The organism is Kocuria soli (assembly GCF_003797835.1).
In the GTDB taxonomy this organism is placed as follows: domain Bacteria; phylum Actinomycetota; class Actinomycetes; order Actinomycetales; family Micrococcaceae; genus Kocuria; species Kocuria soli.
The window spans coordinates 23,096-40,440 of record NZ_RKMF01000001.1 but is presented as its reverse complement, the minus strand read 5'-3'; the positions used below and the strand labels follow the sequence as shown (position 1 = coordinate 40,440).

12 protein-coding genes are annotated in these 17,345 nt (G+C 68.7%); 9 read left to right on the top strand and 3 right to left on the bottom strand.

Translation table 11 applies throughout. The annotated features are described in order from the left end of the window. Positions 1 to 66: 66 nt before the first annotated feature. The 5 genes from EDL96_RS00165 (at position 67) to EDL96_RS00145 (ending at position 6,955) form a co-directional block, all read left to right on the top strand. Positions 67 to 903 (top strand): LysR family transcriptional regulator, encoded by an 837-nt coding sequence (locus EDL96_RS00165; protein ID WP_123823452.1) that lies wholly within the window; start codon positions 67 to 69, stop codon positions 901 to 903. Beyond that, the gene (locus EDL96_RS00160; RefSeq protein ID WP_123823451.1) at positions 900 to 1,778 is read left to right on the top strand and encodes a serine hydrolase; all 879 of its coding nucleotides are present in this window, start codon (positions 900 to 902) and stop codon (positions 1,776 to 1,778) included. The genes EDL96_RS00165 and EDL96_RS00160 overlap by 4 nt, the downstream gene beginning before the upstream one ends. Then, complete coding sequence (gene hrpB / locus EDL96_RS00155; RefSeq protein WP_123823450.1) at positions 1,775 to 4,402, top strand: ATP-dependent helicase HrpB; 2,628 nt, start codon at positions 1,775 to 1,777, stop codon at positions 4,400 to 4,402. The genes EDL96_RS00160 and hrpB overlap by 4 nt, the downstream gene beginning before the upstream one ends. A 415-nt stretch (positions 4,403 to 4,817) precedes the next feature. Continuing rightward, positions 4,818 to 5,777, top strand: a complete 960-nt coding sequence (locus tag EDL96_RS00150; RefSeq protein ID WP_123823449.1) for an HpcH/HpaI aldolase/citrate lyase family protein — start codon at positions 4,818 to 4,820, stop codon at positions 5,775 to 5,777. 170 nt (positions 5,778 to 5,947) lie between these two features. Then, entirely contained in the window at positions 5,948 to 6,955 is a 1,008-nt protein-coding gene (locus EDL96_RS00145) for an L-lactate dehydrogenase (RefSeq protein ID WP_123823448.1), read from the top strand. Positions 6,956 to 7,028: 73 nt separating this feature from the next. Here EDL96_RS00145 and putP read toward each other — a convergent pair whose 3' ends face one another. Beyond that, positions 7,029 to 8,747, bottom strand: coding sequence for a sodium/proline symporter PutP (gene putP, locus EDL96_RS00140; protein ID WP_123823447.1), 1,719 nt, complete (start codon positions 8,745 to 8,747; stop codon positions 7,029 to 7,031). Positions 8,748 to 8,768: 21 nt separating this feature from the next. Next, positions 8,769 to 9,740: a tRNA glutamyl-Q(34) synthetase GluQRS gene (gene gluQRS, locus EDL96_RS00135; protein ID WP_123823446.1), complete on the bottom strand. Its 972-nt coding sequence runs from the start codon at positions 9,738 to 9,740 to the stop codon at positions 8,769 to 8,771. Positions 9,741 to 9,802: 62 nt separating this feature from the next. On the opposite strand from gluQRS, the gene EDL96_RS00130 reads away from it, so the two are divergent. Next, positions 9,803 to 10,681 carry an MBL fold metallo-hydrolase gene (locus EDL96_RS00130; protein ID WP_123823445.1) on the top strand — a complete coding sequence of 293 codons (879 nt, stop codon included), beginning with the start codon at positions 9,803 to 9,805 and terminating at the stop codon, positions 10,679 to 10,681. Here the strand turns inward: EDL96_RS00130 and EDL96_RS00125 are convergent. Next, on the bottom strand, positions 10,620 to 11,885 hold the full coding sequence (locus EDL96_RS00125; RefSeq protein ID WP_123823444.1) for a phosphatase PAP2 family protein: 1,266 nt from the start codon (positions 11,883 to 11,885) through the stop codon (positions 10,620 to 10,622). The two genes, EDL96_RS00130 and EDL96_RS00125, sit on opposite strands and share 62 nt — an antisense overlap. A 233-nt stretch (positions 11,886 to 12,118) precedes the next feature. Here EDL96_RS00125 and EDL96_RS00120 point away from each other — a divergent pair, with 233 nt between their 5' ends. From EDL96_RS00120 to menD, 3 genes are all read left to right on the top strand, one after another. After that, the gene (locus EDL96_RS00120; protein WP_123823443.1) at positions 12,119 to 13,156 is read left to right on the top strand and encodes an o-succinylbenzoate synthase; all 1,038 of its coding nucleotides are present in this window, start codon (positions 12,119 to 12,121) and stop codon (positions 13,154 to 13,156) included. A 150-nt stretch (positions 13,157 to 13,306) separates the two neighbouring features. Then, positions 13,307 to 15,496 carry a PhoX family protein gene (locus EDL96_RS00115; RefSeq protein WP_123823442.1) on the top strand — a complete coding sequence of 730 codons (2,190 nt, stop codon included), beginning with the start codon at positions 13,307 to 13,309 and terminating at the stop codon, positions 15,494 to 15,496. A 94-nt stretch (positions 15,497 to 15,590) separates the two neighbouring features. Next, positions 15,591 to 17,321, top strand: coding sequence for a 2-succinyl-5-enolpyruvyl-6-hydroxy-3-cyclohexene-1-carboxylic-acid synthase (gene menD, locus EDL96_RS00110; protein ID WP_123823441.1), 1,731 nt, complete (start codon positions 15,591 to 15,593; stop codon positions 17,319 to 17,321). Positions 17,322 to 17,345: the final 24 nt, after the last annotated feature.

Below are 17,345 nucleotides of genomic sequence, written 5' to 3'. Positions count from 1 at the left end.
CACGGAAGATGCGTCCATACTGATAATGTGGTGTTTTCAATAAGCTATGTCTTATGAGAGGCAATCGTGGCTCTGAACCGCCTCCGCCTGGCCAGCTACTTCGTGACACTGAGTGAAACCATGCACTTCGGGCAGGCCGCTGAGGTGTTGGGGATCTCCCAACCGGCGCTTTCTCAAGCCATTCGGACACTTGAGGTTGAGGTCGGGTGCCGGGTTTTCAACCGTTCCGCCGGTGGCGTTTCGCTGACGCCTGAAGGTCAGGCTGCGCTCATGAGGGCGCGCTCTCTCCTGCGAGCCGAGGCGGAGTTCATCGCTGTCGGTCAACACGCAGTTCCGGCGATGGGTCTCGCACACGAGGTTCCCGGGCTGGCGGCATCCATGCTCCTGCGGGCGCTACAACCCGTCACGGGCCGGCAGAATTCCAGCGCTCAAATCGTGAGTGATGTTCGGTCCGGGACCCTGGCTGTTGGTGTCGTCGTCTCTCCGGTGCTGATGCCCGGTGTGAAGCCTTTGTCCTCGTTCCCGGCGACCGCCACGTTGTGGGCACAATCCGGCGGAGAACCGATCCGCACTGCCGGTGAACTACGCAGTGCGGTTGTCAGTGAAATTGCCGTCGCACCGAGAGCGTGGAACCCGGCGCAGGCACAAGAAGTCCAGGATCGATTACGGCAAGCAGGTGTCATCGCCCGTAGCGTGCCGGTGGAGAACGCGGTGGAGGCTCATGACGTCGTGGCACGTGGCGGTTGTGCGCTCACGTTGGGCGGCGAACTTCCAGGCTGTGAACCGCGCATGATCGACCGAAGTCTCCTGGGTCTGAGGTTTCAACTCATCGCGCACCCCTCGATTGATGCCGATGGTGGGTGGGTCCAGGCCTTTGAAACGGCTTTTGGAGGCGACCAATGAATTGGCTGCGGGCCACCTTGGAAGCAATCGCCGACGACGCCTCAGTTGAGTTTGCAGTCAGTGCGCTGCACACCGGGTCGGGGACAACATTCGAAGTCCGAGCGGACACGGTGTGGGTGGCGGCATCGACGTACAAACTCGTGCTGGCTGCCGTATGGATCGAAGCCATCGCCCGCCAAGAGGTGAACCCCCTCCGCAGGATCGTCGTACACGGGCCGCAGATGGCCCCAGGTCCTACCGGCTTCAGCCTTTTTGAGGACCCGGTGGAGGTGAGTTATCGCGACCTGGTCCGTTCGATGTTGACCGTGTCCGACAATGCGGCTGCCCAGTTCATCTGGAGAGACCTGGGCGAGGACCTCGTGGGGGAAACCATCGCCCGGTGGGGACTGCGGGCAACACGAATCGCTGAACCACAGGAGTTGGTCACTGACGGTTGGCCGGGGCGCGACCATGACATCTGGGCAGAGCAGCGCCCCGACATGAGTGCCGGAGAATTCGACGTCAAGCTCTTCAGTCTGGCCACAGCCGCCGACCTGCGAGGAATTCTGCAACGCATCTGGACTGATGAGATAGCGAATCCGACGTGGTGCAACTGGTTGCGTGTGACCCTCGGCCAGCAACTCTTCCGGCATCGATTGGCCAGCGGATTCGCCTATGACGGCGTGGAGGTGGCGGGTAAGACCGGCACGTGGGGCCCGTACCGACATGAAGCTGGAGTGGTCACTCACCCCGGTGAGTCCCCAGTGGTGATCAGCGTCTTGACCCGGTCGGCGCGTGCAGCTCAGGAGCAGCCACTTGCCCACGCCGCCGTCGGGCGCATCGCGGCCGAGGTCGTGCAAGCCTTGCGACAGTCGCCTGCCACACTGAACCCGTGACCGACCTTCCCCTGCCCTTCGACCTCGCCCGCATCGGTGCGGGCCTGCCCGTGACCGCGATTGCGGAGGAGTTCGGCAGGGTGTTGGGCAATGGAGCCGTGATCGTCCAGGCGCCACCCGGAACCGGCAAGACGACCTACCTCCCGCCCCTGGTGGCCAACCTGCTGGGCAGCGCCCATACGGACACCGCGGGCGCGAACCTGCCGGGGCGCGTCGTCGTGACGCAGCCGCGGCGCGTGGCGGCTCGCGCCGCGGCCTCCCGGCTGGCGCACCTCAGCGCAACCGCGGTGGGGGACCGGGTGGGGTTCACGGTCCGCGGTCAGCGGGAAACCGGGTCGGCCACGGTGGTCGAGTTCGTGACCCCCGGGATCCTGCTGCTCCGCGTTCTGGCGGACCCCGACCTCCCGGGAATCTCCGCGGTGGTCCTGGACGAGGTCCACGAACGCAGCCTGGACACCGACCTCCTGCTCGGCATGTTGGCCGAAGTCCGGCAACTGAGACCGGAACTCAAACTCGTGGTCATGTCGGCCACGCTGGACACGGACCGCTTCGCGGCATCCCTGCCCGACGACGCCGGGGAACCGGCCGCCGTCGTGACCTGCCCTTCCGTACTGCACCCGTTGGAGACCCGGTGGGCCCCGTACGACGGGCCCCGGATCGACGAACGGGGCGTGACCCGAGGCTTCCTGGATCACGTCGCGGACACGACGGTCAGGGCCAGGCGAGGGGCCGGGGGCGGGCTCGGTGATTCGGATGTTCTCGTGTTCCTCCCGGGTGCCTGGGAGGTCGCCCGGGTGGCCGAACGGATCCGCGCAACCGTGGACCCGGAGGCCGTGGAGGTTCTCGAACTGCACGGGCGGATCGACTCGCGCTCCCAGGACCGCGCGGTGTCCGGCCGCGGACCGAACGAACGAGCGCGAATCGTCGTGTCCACGGCACTGGCCGAGTCCTCCTTGACGGTGCCCGGCGTGCGGATGGTCGTGGATTCCGGATTGTCGCGGGAGCCTCGGCGAGACACGGTGCGCGGCATGTCCGGGCTGGTCACGGTCGCGGCGTCCAAGGCCTCGGCGGACCAACGTGCGGGACGCGCCGCCCGCTTGGGGCCGGGGCAGGTGGTCCGCTGCCATGACGAGCGTACGTGGGCGGCCATGCCCGAACAGTCGGCTCCCGAGATCGCCACGGGTGACCTGACGGACGCGATGTTGACGCTGGCCGTGTGGGGCACGCCGCGCGGCGTCGGGTTGAGCTTGCCCGATCCCTTGCCGGAACGGGCCGCACGGGAAGCCGAGGGGGCCCTGCGAGGCCTGGGTGCGGTCGACGACGACGGTCGCGCGACCCCTCTGGGCCACAGGCTGGCTGGGGTACCCGCGGACCCGCGGTCGGCCCGAGCGCTGCTCGACGGCGCCCACCTGGTGGGTCGACGGACCGCGGCCGAGGTGGTGGCGGTCCTGGCCAGCGACCACCGTCCCACGGGTGGGGACCTGACCGGTCTGCTCACCCACCTACGGAGGAGTGACGCCGGGAGGACACGCGGCGCGGGCGATGCCCGAGCCTGGCGGCGTGAAGCGGACCGGTTGGCACGACTGAGTGGCCGGTTCGATGACCAGGACGCGTCCGTCCGTCCGCTCGACGCGGCGGCCGCAGAGGCACTGGCGACGAACCCGGACGCCGCCGTCGTCGCCCTGGCTCGCCCCGAATGGATCGCGCGCAGGGACGGGGACTCCTACCTGTTCGCGGGCGGGACCAGGGCGGGCCTGCCGAGCGATTCGGCGCTGCGCCACCATGACTGGCTCGCGGTGGCCGAGGTCTCCCGGGCAACGGGCAGAGCCGCGGCCGGGACGGGTGCCATGATCCGGTCGGCTGCACCGCTGACCCAAGAGGTCGCCGTCGCCGTCGGTGGGTCCCTGGTCGTGGACGAGGTCAGAGTGCGCTTCGCCGACGGCAAGGCCACGGCACGCCGCGTCAAGGCCGTGGGCGCCATCGAACTCTCGAGCACCCCGGTCAGGCCCGACCCGGAACAGGCCCAACCCGCCATTCGAACGGCGCTGCGTACCCAGGGCCTGGACGTCCTGCCCTGGTCGGACGGGACCGCGCAGCTACGGGCCCGCCTTGCGGCAGCACACAAGCATCTCGGGGACCCCTGGCCCGCGGTGGACGACCAGAGCCTCACCGCACGGCTGGACGAATGGCTGGCCCCGGAGATCGCAGCCGTGGCCCGCGGCGCGAGTGTGTCCCGCATTGACCTGCAGAGCGCACTGCGCCGCCTCCTGCCCTGGCCGGAGGCCACGCGGTTCGAGGAACTCGTGCCCGAACGGATCCAGGTTCCCTCCGGGGCGTCCCACCGCGTGCACTGGGACGGCGATCAGCCCGTGGTCCGCGTGAAGCTGCAGGAGTGCTTCGGGCTCGCGGAATCGCCGGGGGTCCTCAATGGCCGTGTCCCCGTCCTGTTCCACTTGCTCTCCCCGGCCGGCCGGGAACTGGCCATCACCGCGGACCTCCGGTCCTTTTGGGAGGGGCCGTACGCCCAGGTCCGGGCTGAGATGCGAGGCCGCTATCCCAAACACCCCTGGCCCGAGGACCCGTGGTCGGCCCCGGCCACGGCGCGAACGAAGTCCCGCATGTGATCCCTCCGCCGGTCCGGCGGTTGGATGAATGTGGTCTGGGTCACTGTTTCTGGGGTAGTGTAGTCCCCATCGTTTGCAAGCCCCGCGGTGAGTTCACGCATCGGATTGGTTCTCACGGCAGCGCCTCGGCGTCAGGCAGGCTCGTCCGCACACTCGCGGATTCCGGGCCTCGCGGGGCAGAACCTCCCGGGTCCGGGAGCACGCCCACGGACAGTGCTCAGACCCTGAGGTTTCTCTCTCCGGCCGGATGATCCGGCGCTCCCCTCGAACGGGTTCACGCCCGCCACCGCTTGCCCGTCACGGGCCGTTGGCACCCCGGCCGATGACGGTCGGATGGCCGAGGGGATCGAAGGTCACCCGGCGGAGCTCACAACGGGCTCACGGACTCGAGCCCCAACACGAAGGAACGATCGACATGAGCGCAACAGCCACCGAAACCCCCACCTGGACCGAGACCGACACCCAAGCAACCGGGCAGGCTCCCACCCGTCCCGCGATCGGCCCGGAACTCGCCCGCTCCTGGCTCCTGGTCAACGGGGCACAGCCCGACCGCTTCGCACCCGCAGCGGCCAGCGACGCCGATGTCGTCGTCTACGACATCGAGGACTCCGTGGCGCCGGCGGGCAAGGACCAGGCCCGGCAGGCCGTGGTCGACTGGCTCTCCGGTCTGGACGAGTCCGGCCACCGGCGCCGCGGATGGGTGCGCATCAACGGCTTCGGCACACCGTGGTGGGCCGAGGACCTGGCAGCACTCGCGGGCGTCCCGGGGCTCGACGGCGTCATGCTCGCCATGGTCGAAAGCCCCGAGCACGTGACCCGAACCGCAGAAGCCTTGCAGGACGTGAAGATCGTCGCCCTGGTGGAAACCGCACGGGGTGTCCAGGCGCTGCCGTCGATCGCCGCCGCCCGCTCCACCTACCGCCTGGGCTTCGGTCTGGGCGACTACCGGCGGGACACGGGCTTCGGGGACAACCCGCTGACCCTGGCGTACACGCGCTCGCAGTTCACGATCGCCTCCCGCGCGGCCAACCTTCCCGGACCCATCGACGGCCCGTCGGTCGGGGCGCTCGGGGCCAAGCTGGCCGAGGCCGCCGCCGTGACCGCCGAGTTCGGTATGACCGGCAAGCTGTGCCTGATGCCGGAACAGGCCGCGACCGTCAACGAAGGCCTGTCCCCGTCGCTCCAGGAGATGACCTGGGCCAGCGAATTCCTCACCGAGTTCACCGCCGCGGGCGGGGAGATCCGCAACGGGTCCGACCTGCCGAGGGTGGCCCGCGCCAACAAGATCCTGGGGCTGGCGCAGGCCTTCGGGCTGTCCGTTCCGCAGGGCTATGACGTCCATTTCGAGGCACCCACGGACACCTACCACTGCTGATTCGCAACCAACCTCACATGAACCCAAGGAAATGATTGGGGAAATATCGGCAACGGGCGGCAATACCTTGCCGCCCGTTGCGATGTTGTTGGAAACTGATGCGCGTCGGGTGGAAAGCCCGCGATGTCGGCACACGAGCCGACGACCTCGACCTCAACGAAGGGGACCTGATGTCCGAGCCGAATGCCGTAGCAACCGCACCGTCCAGCTGGTCCACGGGCACGCAGTCCGATCGACGCTCCAAGATCGGCATCGTCGGCGCCGGTGCCGTGGGCTCGTCCTTGGCCTACTTCTGCCAGATCCGCGGCATCGCCCGCGAGATCGCGATCTACGACGTCGCCGGGGACAAGGTCCGCGCGGAGGCCGCCGACCTGTCCCACGGTGCCATGTTCTCTCCGTCCACCGTTGTCACGGGATCGGATGACGTCTCCATCCTCAACGGGTCGGACATCGTGGTCATCACCGCCGGCGCCAAGCAGAAGCCGGGACAGCCGCGCCTGGAGCTGGCCGGGGCCAACGTGGACATCCTGCGTGCCCTGACGCCCAAACTGCTCGAAGCCGCTCCGGATGCCATCTACGTTCTGGTCACCAACCCGTGTGACGTGCTGACCAGCGTGTTCCGCGAACTCTCGGGCCTGCCAAAGGAACGGGTCATGTCCTCGGGCACGGTTCTGGACACCTCCCGCCTTCGCCTGCGCCTGGCCGAGGAAGCCGGTGTTTCCCCGACCTCGGTGCACGCCATGATCGTCGGCGAGCACGGTGACACCGAGTTCCCGCTGTGGTCCATCGCCAACATCGGCACCGTGCCCCTGGTCGACTGGCGGGGGGAGAACGGGGAACTGGCCTTCCCGCAAGAGGTCCGGGAGAAGATCGCCGACGAGGTCATGCACGCCGCGTACTCCGTGATCGCGGGCAAGGGCGCCACCAACTACGCGATCGGTATGGCGGGCGGCTCCATCTGCCAGGCCATTCTGGCCGACCACCACGCGGTCATGCCCGTCTCCACCATCCTGGACGACTACCAGGGCATCAGCGGAGTGGCGCTCTCCGTGCCCTCCGTGGTCGGCCGCGCGGGTGTCCTGCAGCAGCTGCCCGTGCCCATGTCCGACGGCGAGATCCAGCAGCTCAAGAACTCCGCGGAGGCGCTCAAGTCCTCCCTCAACTCCCTGGGCTTCTGACCACCCCGGGACGCAAAAGAGGCGGGCGACCGGTTACGACCGGTCGCCCGCCTTTTTTGGTTGGAGCTCCTGATCACGCCTGGGGCTTGGCCCAGGGGAGATCGGTCGAGGCCGCCCCGGAGTTGGTGGCGGCGGAATCGCCCGATCTTGCCGTCGAGGAGGCTGACGACGCAGCACCAGACGCGGCGCTCCCGGAGGCGGGTCCGATTGCGCTCTCGGTTGTTGACTCGGAGGCGGGCTCCGAGTCAGCGGGCAGGCCCCGGTGGGACATGGCCACGGCGTCGTCGAAGTGCTGATCCACGCCGGGATCCGCGCGGTAGGTGATCAACGAGACCACGACGGCGGCCACGGTGGCTGCGATGAAGCCCGGAGCCAATTCGTACAGGTCCGACCAGGGGGTGTTCGGCCAGATGAACACCACCGCGGCACCCGTGATCATGGCGGCAATGGCCCCCACGCCCGTGAGCTTGCGCCAGTACAGGGCGAGCAGGGTGATCGGGCCGAACGCGGCGCCGAACCCGGCCCAGGCGAAACCGACCAGGTTCAGGATCGATTCGGAGGGGTTGAAGGCCATGGCCATGGCCACCAGGGCGACGACGAAAACCCCGGCGCGGCTGAGCCAGAGCGAAGCCTTCGGGGACAGCGTCTCCTTGCGGAACAGCAGCGCCAGGTCCTCCACGAGCGCCGACGCCGTCACCACAAGCTGGGACGCCACGGTCGACATGATGGCCGCGAGCACGGCTGCCAGGACCAACCCCGCCAGGAACGCAGGGAACAGGCCGATGGCCGAGTCCAGGAACACGGTCTCCGCCGTCTCCTCGTTGGTCAGCGCCAGGCGGCCGGAATCGACCAGCGGAATGGCGAACAGCGCGGTGAACATGGCACCGAGCACGCACAGCAGCATCCAACCGACGCCCACACGGCGCCCCGCCACAGCGTCGTCGTGCGAGCTCAGCGCCATGAACCGGACCAGGATGTGGGGCTGGCCGAAGTAACCCAGGCCCCAGGCGATCAGGGAGATGACCACGATCAGTCCACCGGCGGCGTCGAAGTCGAACAGGTTCCACGCACCGGGGTGGACCTGGTCCACCCTCTCGACGATGCGCCCGGGGTCCCCCACCATGAACAGGACCACCACGGGGACCGTGAGCAGAGCCAGGAACATCAGTGCGCCCTGGAAGAAGTCGGTGTAGGTCGCGCCCAGGAACCCGCCGATAAGGGTGTAGAAGATCGTCACACCGGCGATCACGCACATGCCGACCAGATACGTGGTGTCGCTGTCCCACCCCGCGGTCTGTTCCAAAGCGGCACCGAAGGCCGAGGTCGCGAAGTTACCTCCGGCCACCATTCCGGAGGAGATGTAGAACGTGAAGAAGACCAGGATGACCAGACCGGACACGATGCGCAGCGCGCGGCCTCCGCGGACCAGACGGTTGCCGAAGAACGATGGCAGCGTGATGGAGTTTCCGTACTTCTCCGTGAAGACGCGCAGTCGCGGGGCCACGATCTTCCAGTTGACCCACGCACCCACGGTCAGGCCGATCGCAATCCAGGCCTGGACCATGCCACCCATGTAAAGGGCGCCCGGAAGACCCATGAGCAGCCAGCCGGACATGTCAGATGCTCCCGCGGACAGGGCCGCCACGGCAGGCGGCAAGTTGCGCCCGCCGATCATGTAGTCGTCCTTGTCCTGGGTCTTCAGAGATGCCCAGACACCCACGCCCAGCATCGCGGCGAAGTACAGGCCGATGGCGGCAAGCATCCACCAGAAGCCTGAGCCGAAGTCAACCATGTGATTCCTTTCGTCGTCGGTCTACGGCTGGACGCCGGAGTCCGAGAGTTTTCCGGGAGGGTGGAAGACCCACGGGCCGCCCGTGAGATCGAGCAGAGTGAATGAGTCCAGGACATCCGATGCCGTGGCGACGGAGCCGGGGAGCCCGAGGGACCGACCGATCCACCCCATGACGTCCGGCACGCCGAATCCCGCCGCTTGTAGGTCCTCCAGGGTTACAGCTCCGTCGCGCTTTGCCAAACGCGCACCCTCTGCGTTGACGACCAGGGGGACGTGGATGTATGTGACCCGGGGCAGGGACAACAGGTCCGCGAGATGTGCCTGCCGGGGTGCGGACAGCAGCAGGTCGTCGCCGCGAACCACCTGGTCGACACCCTGGTGGGCGTCGTCGACCACGACCGCCAAGTTGTAGGCGGGGCGCCCGTCGTTGCGCAGCAGCACCATGTCGTCCACGGTTCCGGTCACCTGGCCCGCGAACCGGTCCACCACGGTGACCTCCTGCGCCTGGGCCCGGAGGCGGACGGCCGGTGGCCTGTCGCGGCGTCGTCGCTCCCGTTCGGCGGCGGAAAGGTCCCGGCAGGTGCCCGGGTAGGCGCCCGGTGCCCCGTGCGGTGCGCCGCCTGCCGCTGCGATTTCCGCCTGGATCTCGCGGCGGGTGCAGAAGCACTCGTAGGTCAGTCCGCGCCGCGTCAGGTCCGCGACGACGGCGCGGTGCTCCGGTTCGCGATCGGACTGCACCACCACCGGCGGGTCCCAGTCGAGTCCGACGGCCTCGAGGTCGGCGAGCTGACGTTCGCGGGCCCCCGCACGCACACGGTCCAGATCTTCGATGCGTAACACGAAACCTTTTCCGGCGGCGCGGGCGAAGGCCCACGCCAGGACGGCGGTCCGGAGATTCCCGATGTGAAGGTCACCGGAGGGGGACGGTGCGTATCGCCCCACACCACATCCCGGACGGGAGTCCGGGCCGGGGGCACGGGTGATCTCGGTCATGGCCCACACCGTACGTCAGTTCACAGATCCTGTGCTCGGGGGCCGTGCCGTACCCTGTCACGGTGATCACCATCAACGAGGTCGGACGCGACGTCCACGTCATCACCACGGAGAACTGGAGACTGAACTCCGGTTTGATCGTGGGGCAGGGACGTGCCCTGGTGATCGACACGGGCGCCGGCCCCCGCCAGGGGCGCGCCATTCTGGAGACGGTCCGCAAGGTCACCCAGCTGCCACTGGTCGTGCTGAACACCCACGCGCATTTCGACCACTACATGGGCAACGCGGTCTTCCAACGAGCGGGTGCCACGGACTTCTGGGCACACCGCGCTGCGGCCCAGGCCATCGAGACCTACGGCGACTACCAGAGGTCTTTCGTGGGGGTGCTGGAACCCGAAATGGGGGAGGGCACCGGCCTGGACACGCGCATCGTGGTCCCCACCCGCCACCTGCCCGGAACCGGCCGCCGCCCGGCCCTGACCCGCATCGACCTGGGCGACCGACAGGCTCTGGTCTTCTCCCTGGGGCGGGGTCACACGGACAACGACGTGCTGGTGGGTGTCGACGACGTCGTCTTCGCCGGGGATGTCGTGGAACAGGGCGCCGACCCGTCCTTCGAGGACTCGTTCCCCGAGGACTGGGTGGGGGCCCTGGAGCAACTGGCCGATCTGGAGCGGTACCGCGTGGTGGTCCCCGGACACGGACTGCCCGTGGACCACGCCGACGTACGTGTCATGGCCGCGACCATGGCCGGAGCGGTCGAACGGATCCGAGCCATGCAGGCACAGGAGCCCGCAGAAGGGTCATCGGGCCCGGTCACCGCCTCCATGTTCCGATTGCCCTACGGCGCGGGGGCCTCCCGCATCCTGCTGGACCGGCTCAGCCTGCTCGATGCCGAGGCCGAAGCGCTCGCGCAGTCTGGTGAGCACACACCAGACTGACACCCAGAATCGCGGCACCGCCCGTTGCAAGGGCCAGGCCGTCGATCGCCACCGTTTGCATGGCCGCCATGCCCGCGGCTGCGGCGGCCAGCGCCAGGATCCCCAGGATCAAGCTGCCCAGGGCGCGGTTGGCGCGCCAGCGCTCCGGTCGGATCAGGCAGCGCAACAGCAACGCACCCAGGATGCCCCAGCAGGCCACCACCAGAATGGAGACCACGGCGTCCATCGGACGGTGCCAAGAATTCAGCACCGTTGCCACTCCGGCCAGGGTGGTGGTGAGCGCTCCCAGGAAGGCGACGACCGTGCGTCCCCGCGCGGGAGCGACCATGACGGCGATCATCGCCGCGACGGCCGCGGCCGCGGTGTGACCCGAAGGCAGCGAGTTCATGGCCGATTCCTGGATCCCCAACTGTGCCTTGTGCAGGAATTCACGCTTGAGCAGTTGGACCGTGACCACCGCGCCGAGCCCACTGACCAAACCCACCAACAGGGGCGTCCAACGGCGAGCGGCCAGGGCGAAGATCAGAGTCAGCACGCCCCAGAACACGCACACGATGACCGGGAGCATATCGATCCACGGAGCCCATGACGTCGGCAGCGTGGCCAACGCCTTCTCACCCTCCTGCAGGGCCAGTTCGTCGGCCCACTGTCCGGGAACGGTCCGCAGCGCGTAGTAGGCGACGCCGACTGCTGCCGCCAGCAGGAATACCGCCCGCAACAACTGGCCCATGAAGATCCCGAAGGTGAGATCCCGGCTCGGCACACGGGGCGCTGCCTGCTGTGCCGTGGCCGGGTAGGCCCCCGGTCCGGCCGTCTGGGCGGGGTACCCACCGGATCCGTCGCCGGGACCCCGGCCGGGGGCGGCGTACGGACCGGGGCGGGACGTCGCACCCGTGCGGGCCACGTCGTCGCGGGGAGCCGGCGCGGGTGTTGGTTCCTGCCGCGCCGTGGGAGCGGTGTCCTGCCACGGCGCGGTCTCGATGGGTGCGGTGGCAGGATCCGGGGAGAGGTCGTAGCGCCTGCCCCCGTCCTTGACCGAGGGCATGGGGCGCGTCACGGAGGGGTCGGAGGAGGCACTGATCGTGTCCGTCCGGTCGTTGGTATGCGCCGATCGGGTGGTGTGAATGGCCTCCGTCGGCTGCTCACGGTTGCGATCCGCGTTCGACTCGCCGTCGGGGTCTCTCTCGGCGGGAATGTACGTCACTGACTTCCTCCGGTTCGGGCTCTCCGGTGGTCGGTGCGAACCCTGGGGTCTGCGACCTTGCACGGTTGGTGCGGCGGTCGTCGGGAAATTGGCGCTGGGAAATTCGTTCGCAACAGTCTGACAGGCCAGGCTCGGTACAACCTGAATCCCGAGCCTTGTCGACGGCGTTGTCTGTGTGCCAGCTGAAGAGGGCCTGGGCAAGATCGCGGTGGAGTCCGGCATAGGGTGTGCCCATGACCGACCTGCCCACCGTTACCCCTTCTCCCGGCCTTCCTCCCGTCGGGCTCGAATACGTCCTGGACTGCGCCGTCGTCGTGCGCCTTCCCTTGACGGTCAGGTTTCGTGGTGTGACCGAGCGGGAGGCGGTGCTGATCCACGGTCCCGCAGGGTGGGGCGAGTTCGCGCCGTTCCCCGAGTACGACGACGCCGAGGCACTGGCCTGGTACCGGGCCTGTCTGGAAGCGGCCTGGTCCGGCTTTCCGGAGCCGGTCCGCGCGTCGGTCCCGGTCAACGCCACCGTCCCAGCCGTCGAGGCGGCACGGGTGCCGAAGGTCCTGGAGGGCTACGGGCACGGGATCGAGGCCGTCAAGGTTAAGGTCGCCGAGGCCGGGCAGACCCTCGAGGACGACGATGCGCGGGTGGCCGCCGTCCGGGCAGAACTCCCCGGGGCCAAGATCCGGGTCGATGCCAACCAGGGGTGGACCGTGCCGGAGGCCGTCGAAGGCTTGCTGCGCCTGGCTCGGCACGACCTCGAGTACGCCGAGCAGCCGGCCGCAGGGATCGACGGGCTGTACGCCGTCCGTGAGCAACTGCACAGCAGGGGAGTGCCGGTGCCCATTGCAGCGGACGAGTCCGTGCGGAAAGCGGAGGACCCGATCGCGGTGGCCCGGGCGGGCGCTGCGGACCTGGTGGTGGTGAAGGTAGCCCCCCTGGGTGGGGTCCGCCGTGCACTGTCCGTGGTGGAGCAGGCCGGTCTGCCCGCCGTCGTGAGCTCTGCCCTGGACACCAGCGTGGGGCTGCGTGCCGGGGTCGCCCTGGCGGCCGCTTTGCCGAACCTGCCGTACGCCTGCGGCCTGGGAACGGGCGCGCTTCTGGCCGAGGACGTCACCGCTTTCCCGCTGCGGCCCGTGAACGGGGAGTTGAGGGTGGATGCGTTCGACCCGGATTCCGTGCACCCCGACCCGGTTCTGCTGGAAGGGCCTCGGAGGGACTGGTGGGTCGATCGCGTGCGCCGCGTGCACGAGTTGATGGAGCATGGCTCCGCGCGCTGACCAGTGGTGATGGTTGCCCGTTGTTCACCTGCGGTTGGTGCGGTGTGGGGTTTCACCTCACCGCGGGGGACTTTTATGGGCGCCGTCGTGACAAGTCCTGTCAACGGGAGGTGCCCGGCTCAACCGCCAGGGCACGGACGAAGGGGAACCATGAACCGGATGCTATTGCCCATGCTCGGTCACACGAACGGGAAGCGGAGTCCGCTGACCTGTGCCTTGAAATGCGGCTCACAGTGCACCAAGCCACTGTGCAACACCTCCTCCAACCAGAGCTTCCGGGAGGTTGCCTCCACGGCCATGTCGCGCCGCGCCGCACTGGGGCTCGGGGCTGCCGCCGCGGTCACCGTGGGCGTCACCGTGACGGGAACCCGGACCGAGGCCCAGGCCACCTTCGCCTACTGGGGAGCGAGCCACGGGGCCCTGGACTTCGAGCCGATCGAGTCCGTCGCGGCAACGGTGGACGATCTCAACGTCCCGGCCGGATACGGGTGGTCGCCCATCGTTCGCTGGGGTGACCCCTTGTTCAACGACGCGCCGGAATTCGATCCCAGGAACCAGACCCCGGAGGCCCAGGCCAAGCAATTCGGGTTCAACAACGACTACCTGGACATCATCCCCGACGCCGACGGCACCACCGGCGTGCTCGTGTGCAACCACGAGTACACCAACGAGAACCTGATGTTCCCCGCCAATCAGCGTGCGGACCTGGAACACACCGCCGCCGTGGCCATCGCCGCCCACGGCATGGCGGTCGTGGAGATCACCCGCGACGGCGCCGGAAAGCCGTGGACGTACGTCCGGGGAGGCGCGCGGAACCGCCGCATCACCGCCGACACCCCGTTCACGGTGGACGGCCCGGCGGCCGGCTCCGACCTGCTCAAGACCGTCGCCGACCCGGAGGGCAAGACGGTCCTGGGTACCCAGAACAACTGCTCGGGTGGCGTGACCCCGTGGGGCACGGTCCTGTCGGGTGAGGAGAACATCCAGAACGTGCTCTCCGGCACCGAGACCATGGAGAACACGCGGTACGGCCTGCCCACCGAGCCCCCCGAGCGCCGCTGGGACCTGGTGGACCCGCGATGGGACGGCAACAACGAAGGGTACGAGAACGAGGTCAACCGGTTCGGCTACGTCGTGGAGATCGATCCGTCCGATCCGTCCTCCACGCCCGTCAAGCACACCGCCCTGGGGCGCTTCAAGCACGAAGGCGCCAACGTCTACGTGGCCGGTGACGGGACCGTGGTCGCGTATTCGGGCGACGACGAACGCTTCGAGTACCTGTACAAGTTCGTGGCCGAGGACAAGTACGTGGAGGGCGACCGCGCCCACAACATGACGCTGCTGTCCTCCGGGGACCTGTACGTGGCCAAGTTCACGGGCAACTCGGAGGGTGAGATCGACGGATCGGGCCGGCGGCCCGCCGACGGCGTCTTCGACGGCAAGGGCGAATGGCTGCCCCTTGTGGTCGACGGCGAGTCCAAGGTCGAGGGCATGGCGGTGGACGAGGTGCTCGTGTTCACCCGCCTGGCGTCCGACAAGGCCGGGGCCACCAAGATGGATCGCCCCGAGGACGTGGAACCGAACCCGCACACCGGCAAGGTCTACGTTGCCTGCACCAACAACACCAAGCGCGGCGAACCCGGCAAGGCCGGCGCCGACGAGGCCAACCCGCGGACCAACAACCGCGACGGCCACGTCATCGAGCTCACCGAGGACGATCCGAACAGCGCCGGAACCACGTTCCAGTGGGACATCCTCATGGTCTGCGGTGACCCCGCCAAGGACTCCACCGCGTACTTCGCGGGATTCCCCACGGACAAGGTCTCGCCGATCTCCTGCCCGGACAACCTGGCCTTCGACTCGCAGGGGAACCTGTGGATCTCGACCGACGGCGCACCGAGCACGATCGGGTTCAACGACGGTCTGTTCCGGGTGGAACTCACCGGTGAGAACCGGGGCCGGACCCAGCAGTTCCTCTCGGTTCCCCAGGACGCCGAGACCTGCGGACCGGTCATCCACGACAAGGACGACATGGTCTACGTCTCCGTCCAGCACCCCGGGGAGGACGGTTCCTTCGAGGAGCCCCGTTCCTACTTCCCCGACTACGTGCTGCCCACCCGCGAGGGCGAAGGCCAGTTCGGGTTCGCCCGTCCGTCCGTGGTCCAGGTGTTCCCCGTCAAGAAGGGGAAGGACCCGTTCGGCAAGGACAAGGGCAAGGACAAGGGCAAGGGCAAGGGCAACGGGCCGCGCGGACCGAAGCAGGAGAGCTACCGGGGCAAGGCCACGGAGGAACTGCGGAACAAGGCCCGCAAGGCTCCGCGCACCTACGCGGAGGACTGAGCCCCGATTGTCCGGCCCTGATCGGCCATACCCTGCCCGGGAGGGCTGAGAAGTCGGAACGTGTGAGAACGGCGGCGGTCAGTAGGGTGAGACGGTGAGCACCGAATCCCTCCTGACCGCCGCCGCCGTTCTCGACCAACTGGTCGGTGCCGGTGCCCGGCAGTTCTTCTTCGCACCCGGATCCCGGTCGGCCCCGTTCGTGTACGCCGCTGCCTCCCGCGACGGCGGTGACCTGGCGACCCACGTGCGTCTCGACGAACGCTCGGCGGGATTCCACGCACTCGGTGCTGCCCGCGCGACGGGGGCGCCCGCCGTCGTCGTCACCACGTCGGGCACCGCCGTGGGCAATCTCCTGCCCGCCGTGATGGAGGCAGACCACGCAGAGGTGCCGCTGGTTCTGCTCACCGCCGACCGGCCGCCGGAGTTGCGGGGCACGGGGGCCAACCAGACCACGCGGCAGCCGGGGATCTTCTCGGATCACGTGCGGGCCGCCGTCGACGTCGTGGTGGAACCGGGGTCGGGGGAGCGCGAGACGACGGCCGCGGTGGCTCGGGCATTCGAATCGGTGGTGGCCGCACTCACGGGTGACGGAGGAACTCCACCGGGCCCCGTGCACGTCAACGTGGCCCTGCGGGAACCGCTGCAACCACCGCTGGGGGAGGGCGTCCAGTCCCGGACGGCACCCGACGAAAGGTCCCGGTGCTCCGGTCCGGGCCCCACGCCGTCCTTCGCCGTGGACGTCCCCTCCGGTGTCTGGGCCGCGTCGAAACCACCCACCAGAGTCGCTCGGAGCGTCGTCCTGGCCGGCGACGGCGCGGGTCCCGCGGCGGCCGAACTGGCCGAGTTCCTGGGCCTCCCGCTGTTCGCCGAACCCTCTTCGAACGCCCGGTACGGTCCCAACGCGGTGGGCCCGTACCGGCTCCTCCTGGAGTCCGAGCTCGGGGCCGGCATCGAACGCGTCCTGCTCGTGGGGCGCCCCACCCTGTCCAGGCCGGTCGGTCGCCTGCTGGCACGCCCCGACGTGCACACCGCGGCCTGGCAGCCGCGTCCGGTGGCGTGGTACGACGACGGCCGTCGTCGGGAGACCGTGCTGCGCACCTCGGACGAGGTCCTGGAGTTCACCGGGTCCGGCGGAGCGGATTGGTTGCCGGCCTGGCAGGACCTGGCGGCTCGTGCCGAGGAGTCACTCGCTGCCGAACTCTCCCGGCGGACCGTACCGGGTCACCTCCCCGGGCCCGTGGTGGCTCGGGAGGTCTGGCGGACCGCCGCCCGTCATGCGTCGGTGCTGGTGGCGGGTTCCTCCAATCCCGTGCGGGACCTCGACCTTGCGGCCGAGCCCGCGCGCGGCCCGCTCACCGTCCTGGCGAACCGCGGTCTGGCCGGCATCGACGGGACGATTGCGACCGCAGCCGGTGCCGCATTGGCAACGGGTTCGCCCGTGCGCGTGCTGCTCGGGGACCTGACCTTCCTACACGATGCGGGATCACTTCTGCACCTGGCCGCGGAGCACCGCCCCGACTTCCAGCTCGTGGTGCTCGACGACCGCGGCGGGGGGATCTTCTCGACCCTCGAGCACGGAGCGCTCGGGGAGGAACCGGCATGGTCGGCCACGGTGGAACGGTTCTTCGGAACACGGCCCGAAGTCGACCTCCGCGCCCTGTGCGCTTCGTACGGGGTCCCGGCCACCGCGGTCTCGGATCTTGCGGGGTTGCGTGACGCGCTGTCCGCGCCAGTCAAGGGGACTTCCGTGATTCTCGTGGCGGCCTCGCGGGAGAGCCTGCGGGATCTGCACGCCGCGATCGCGGGAGAAATTGGGAAGTTGTGAGGTCGCACAGTCTTCCGGGGTCCG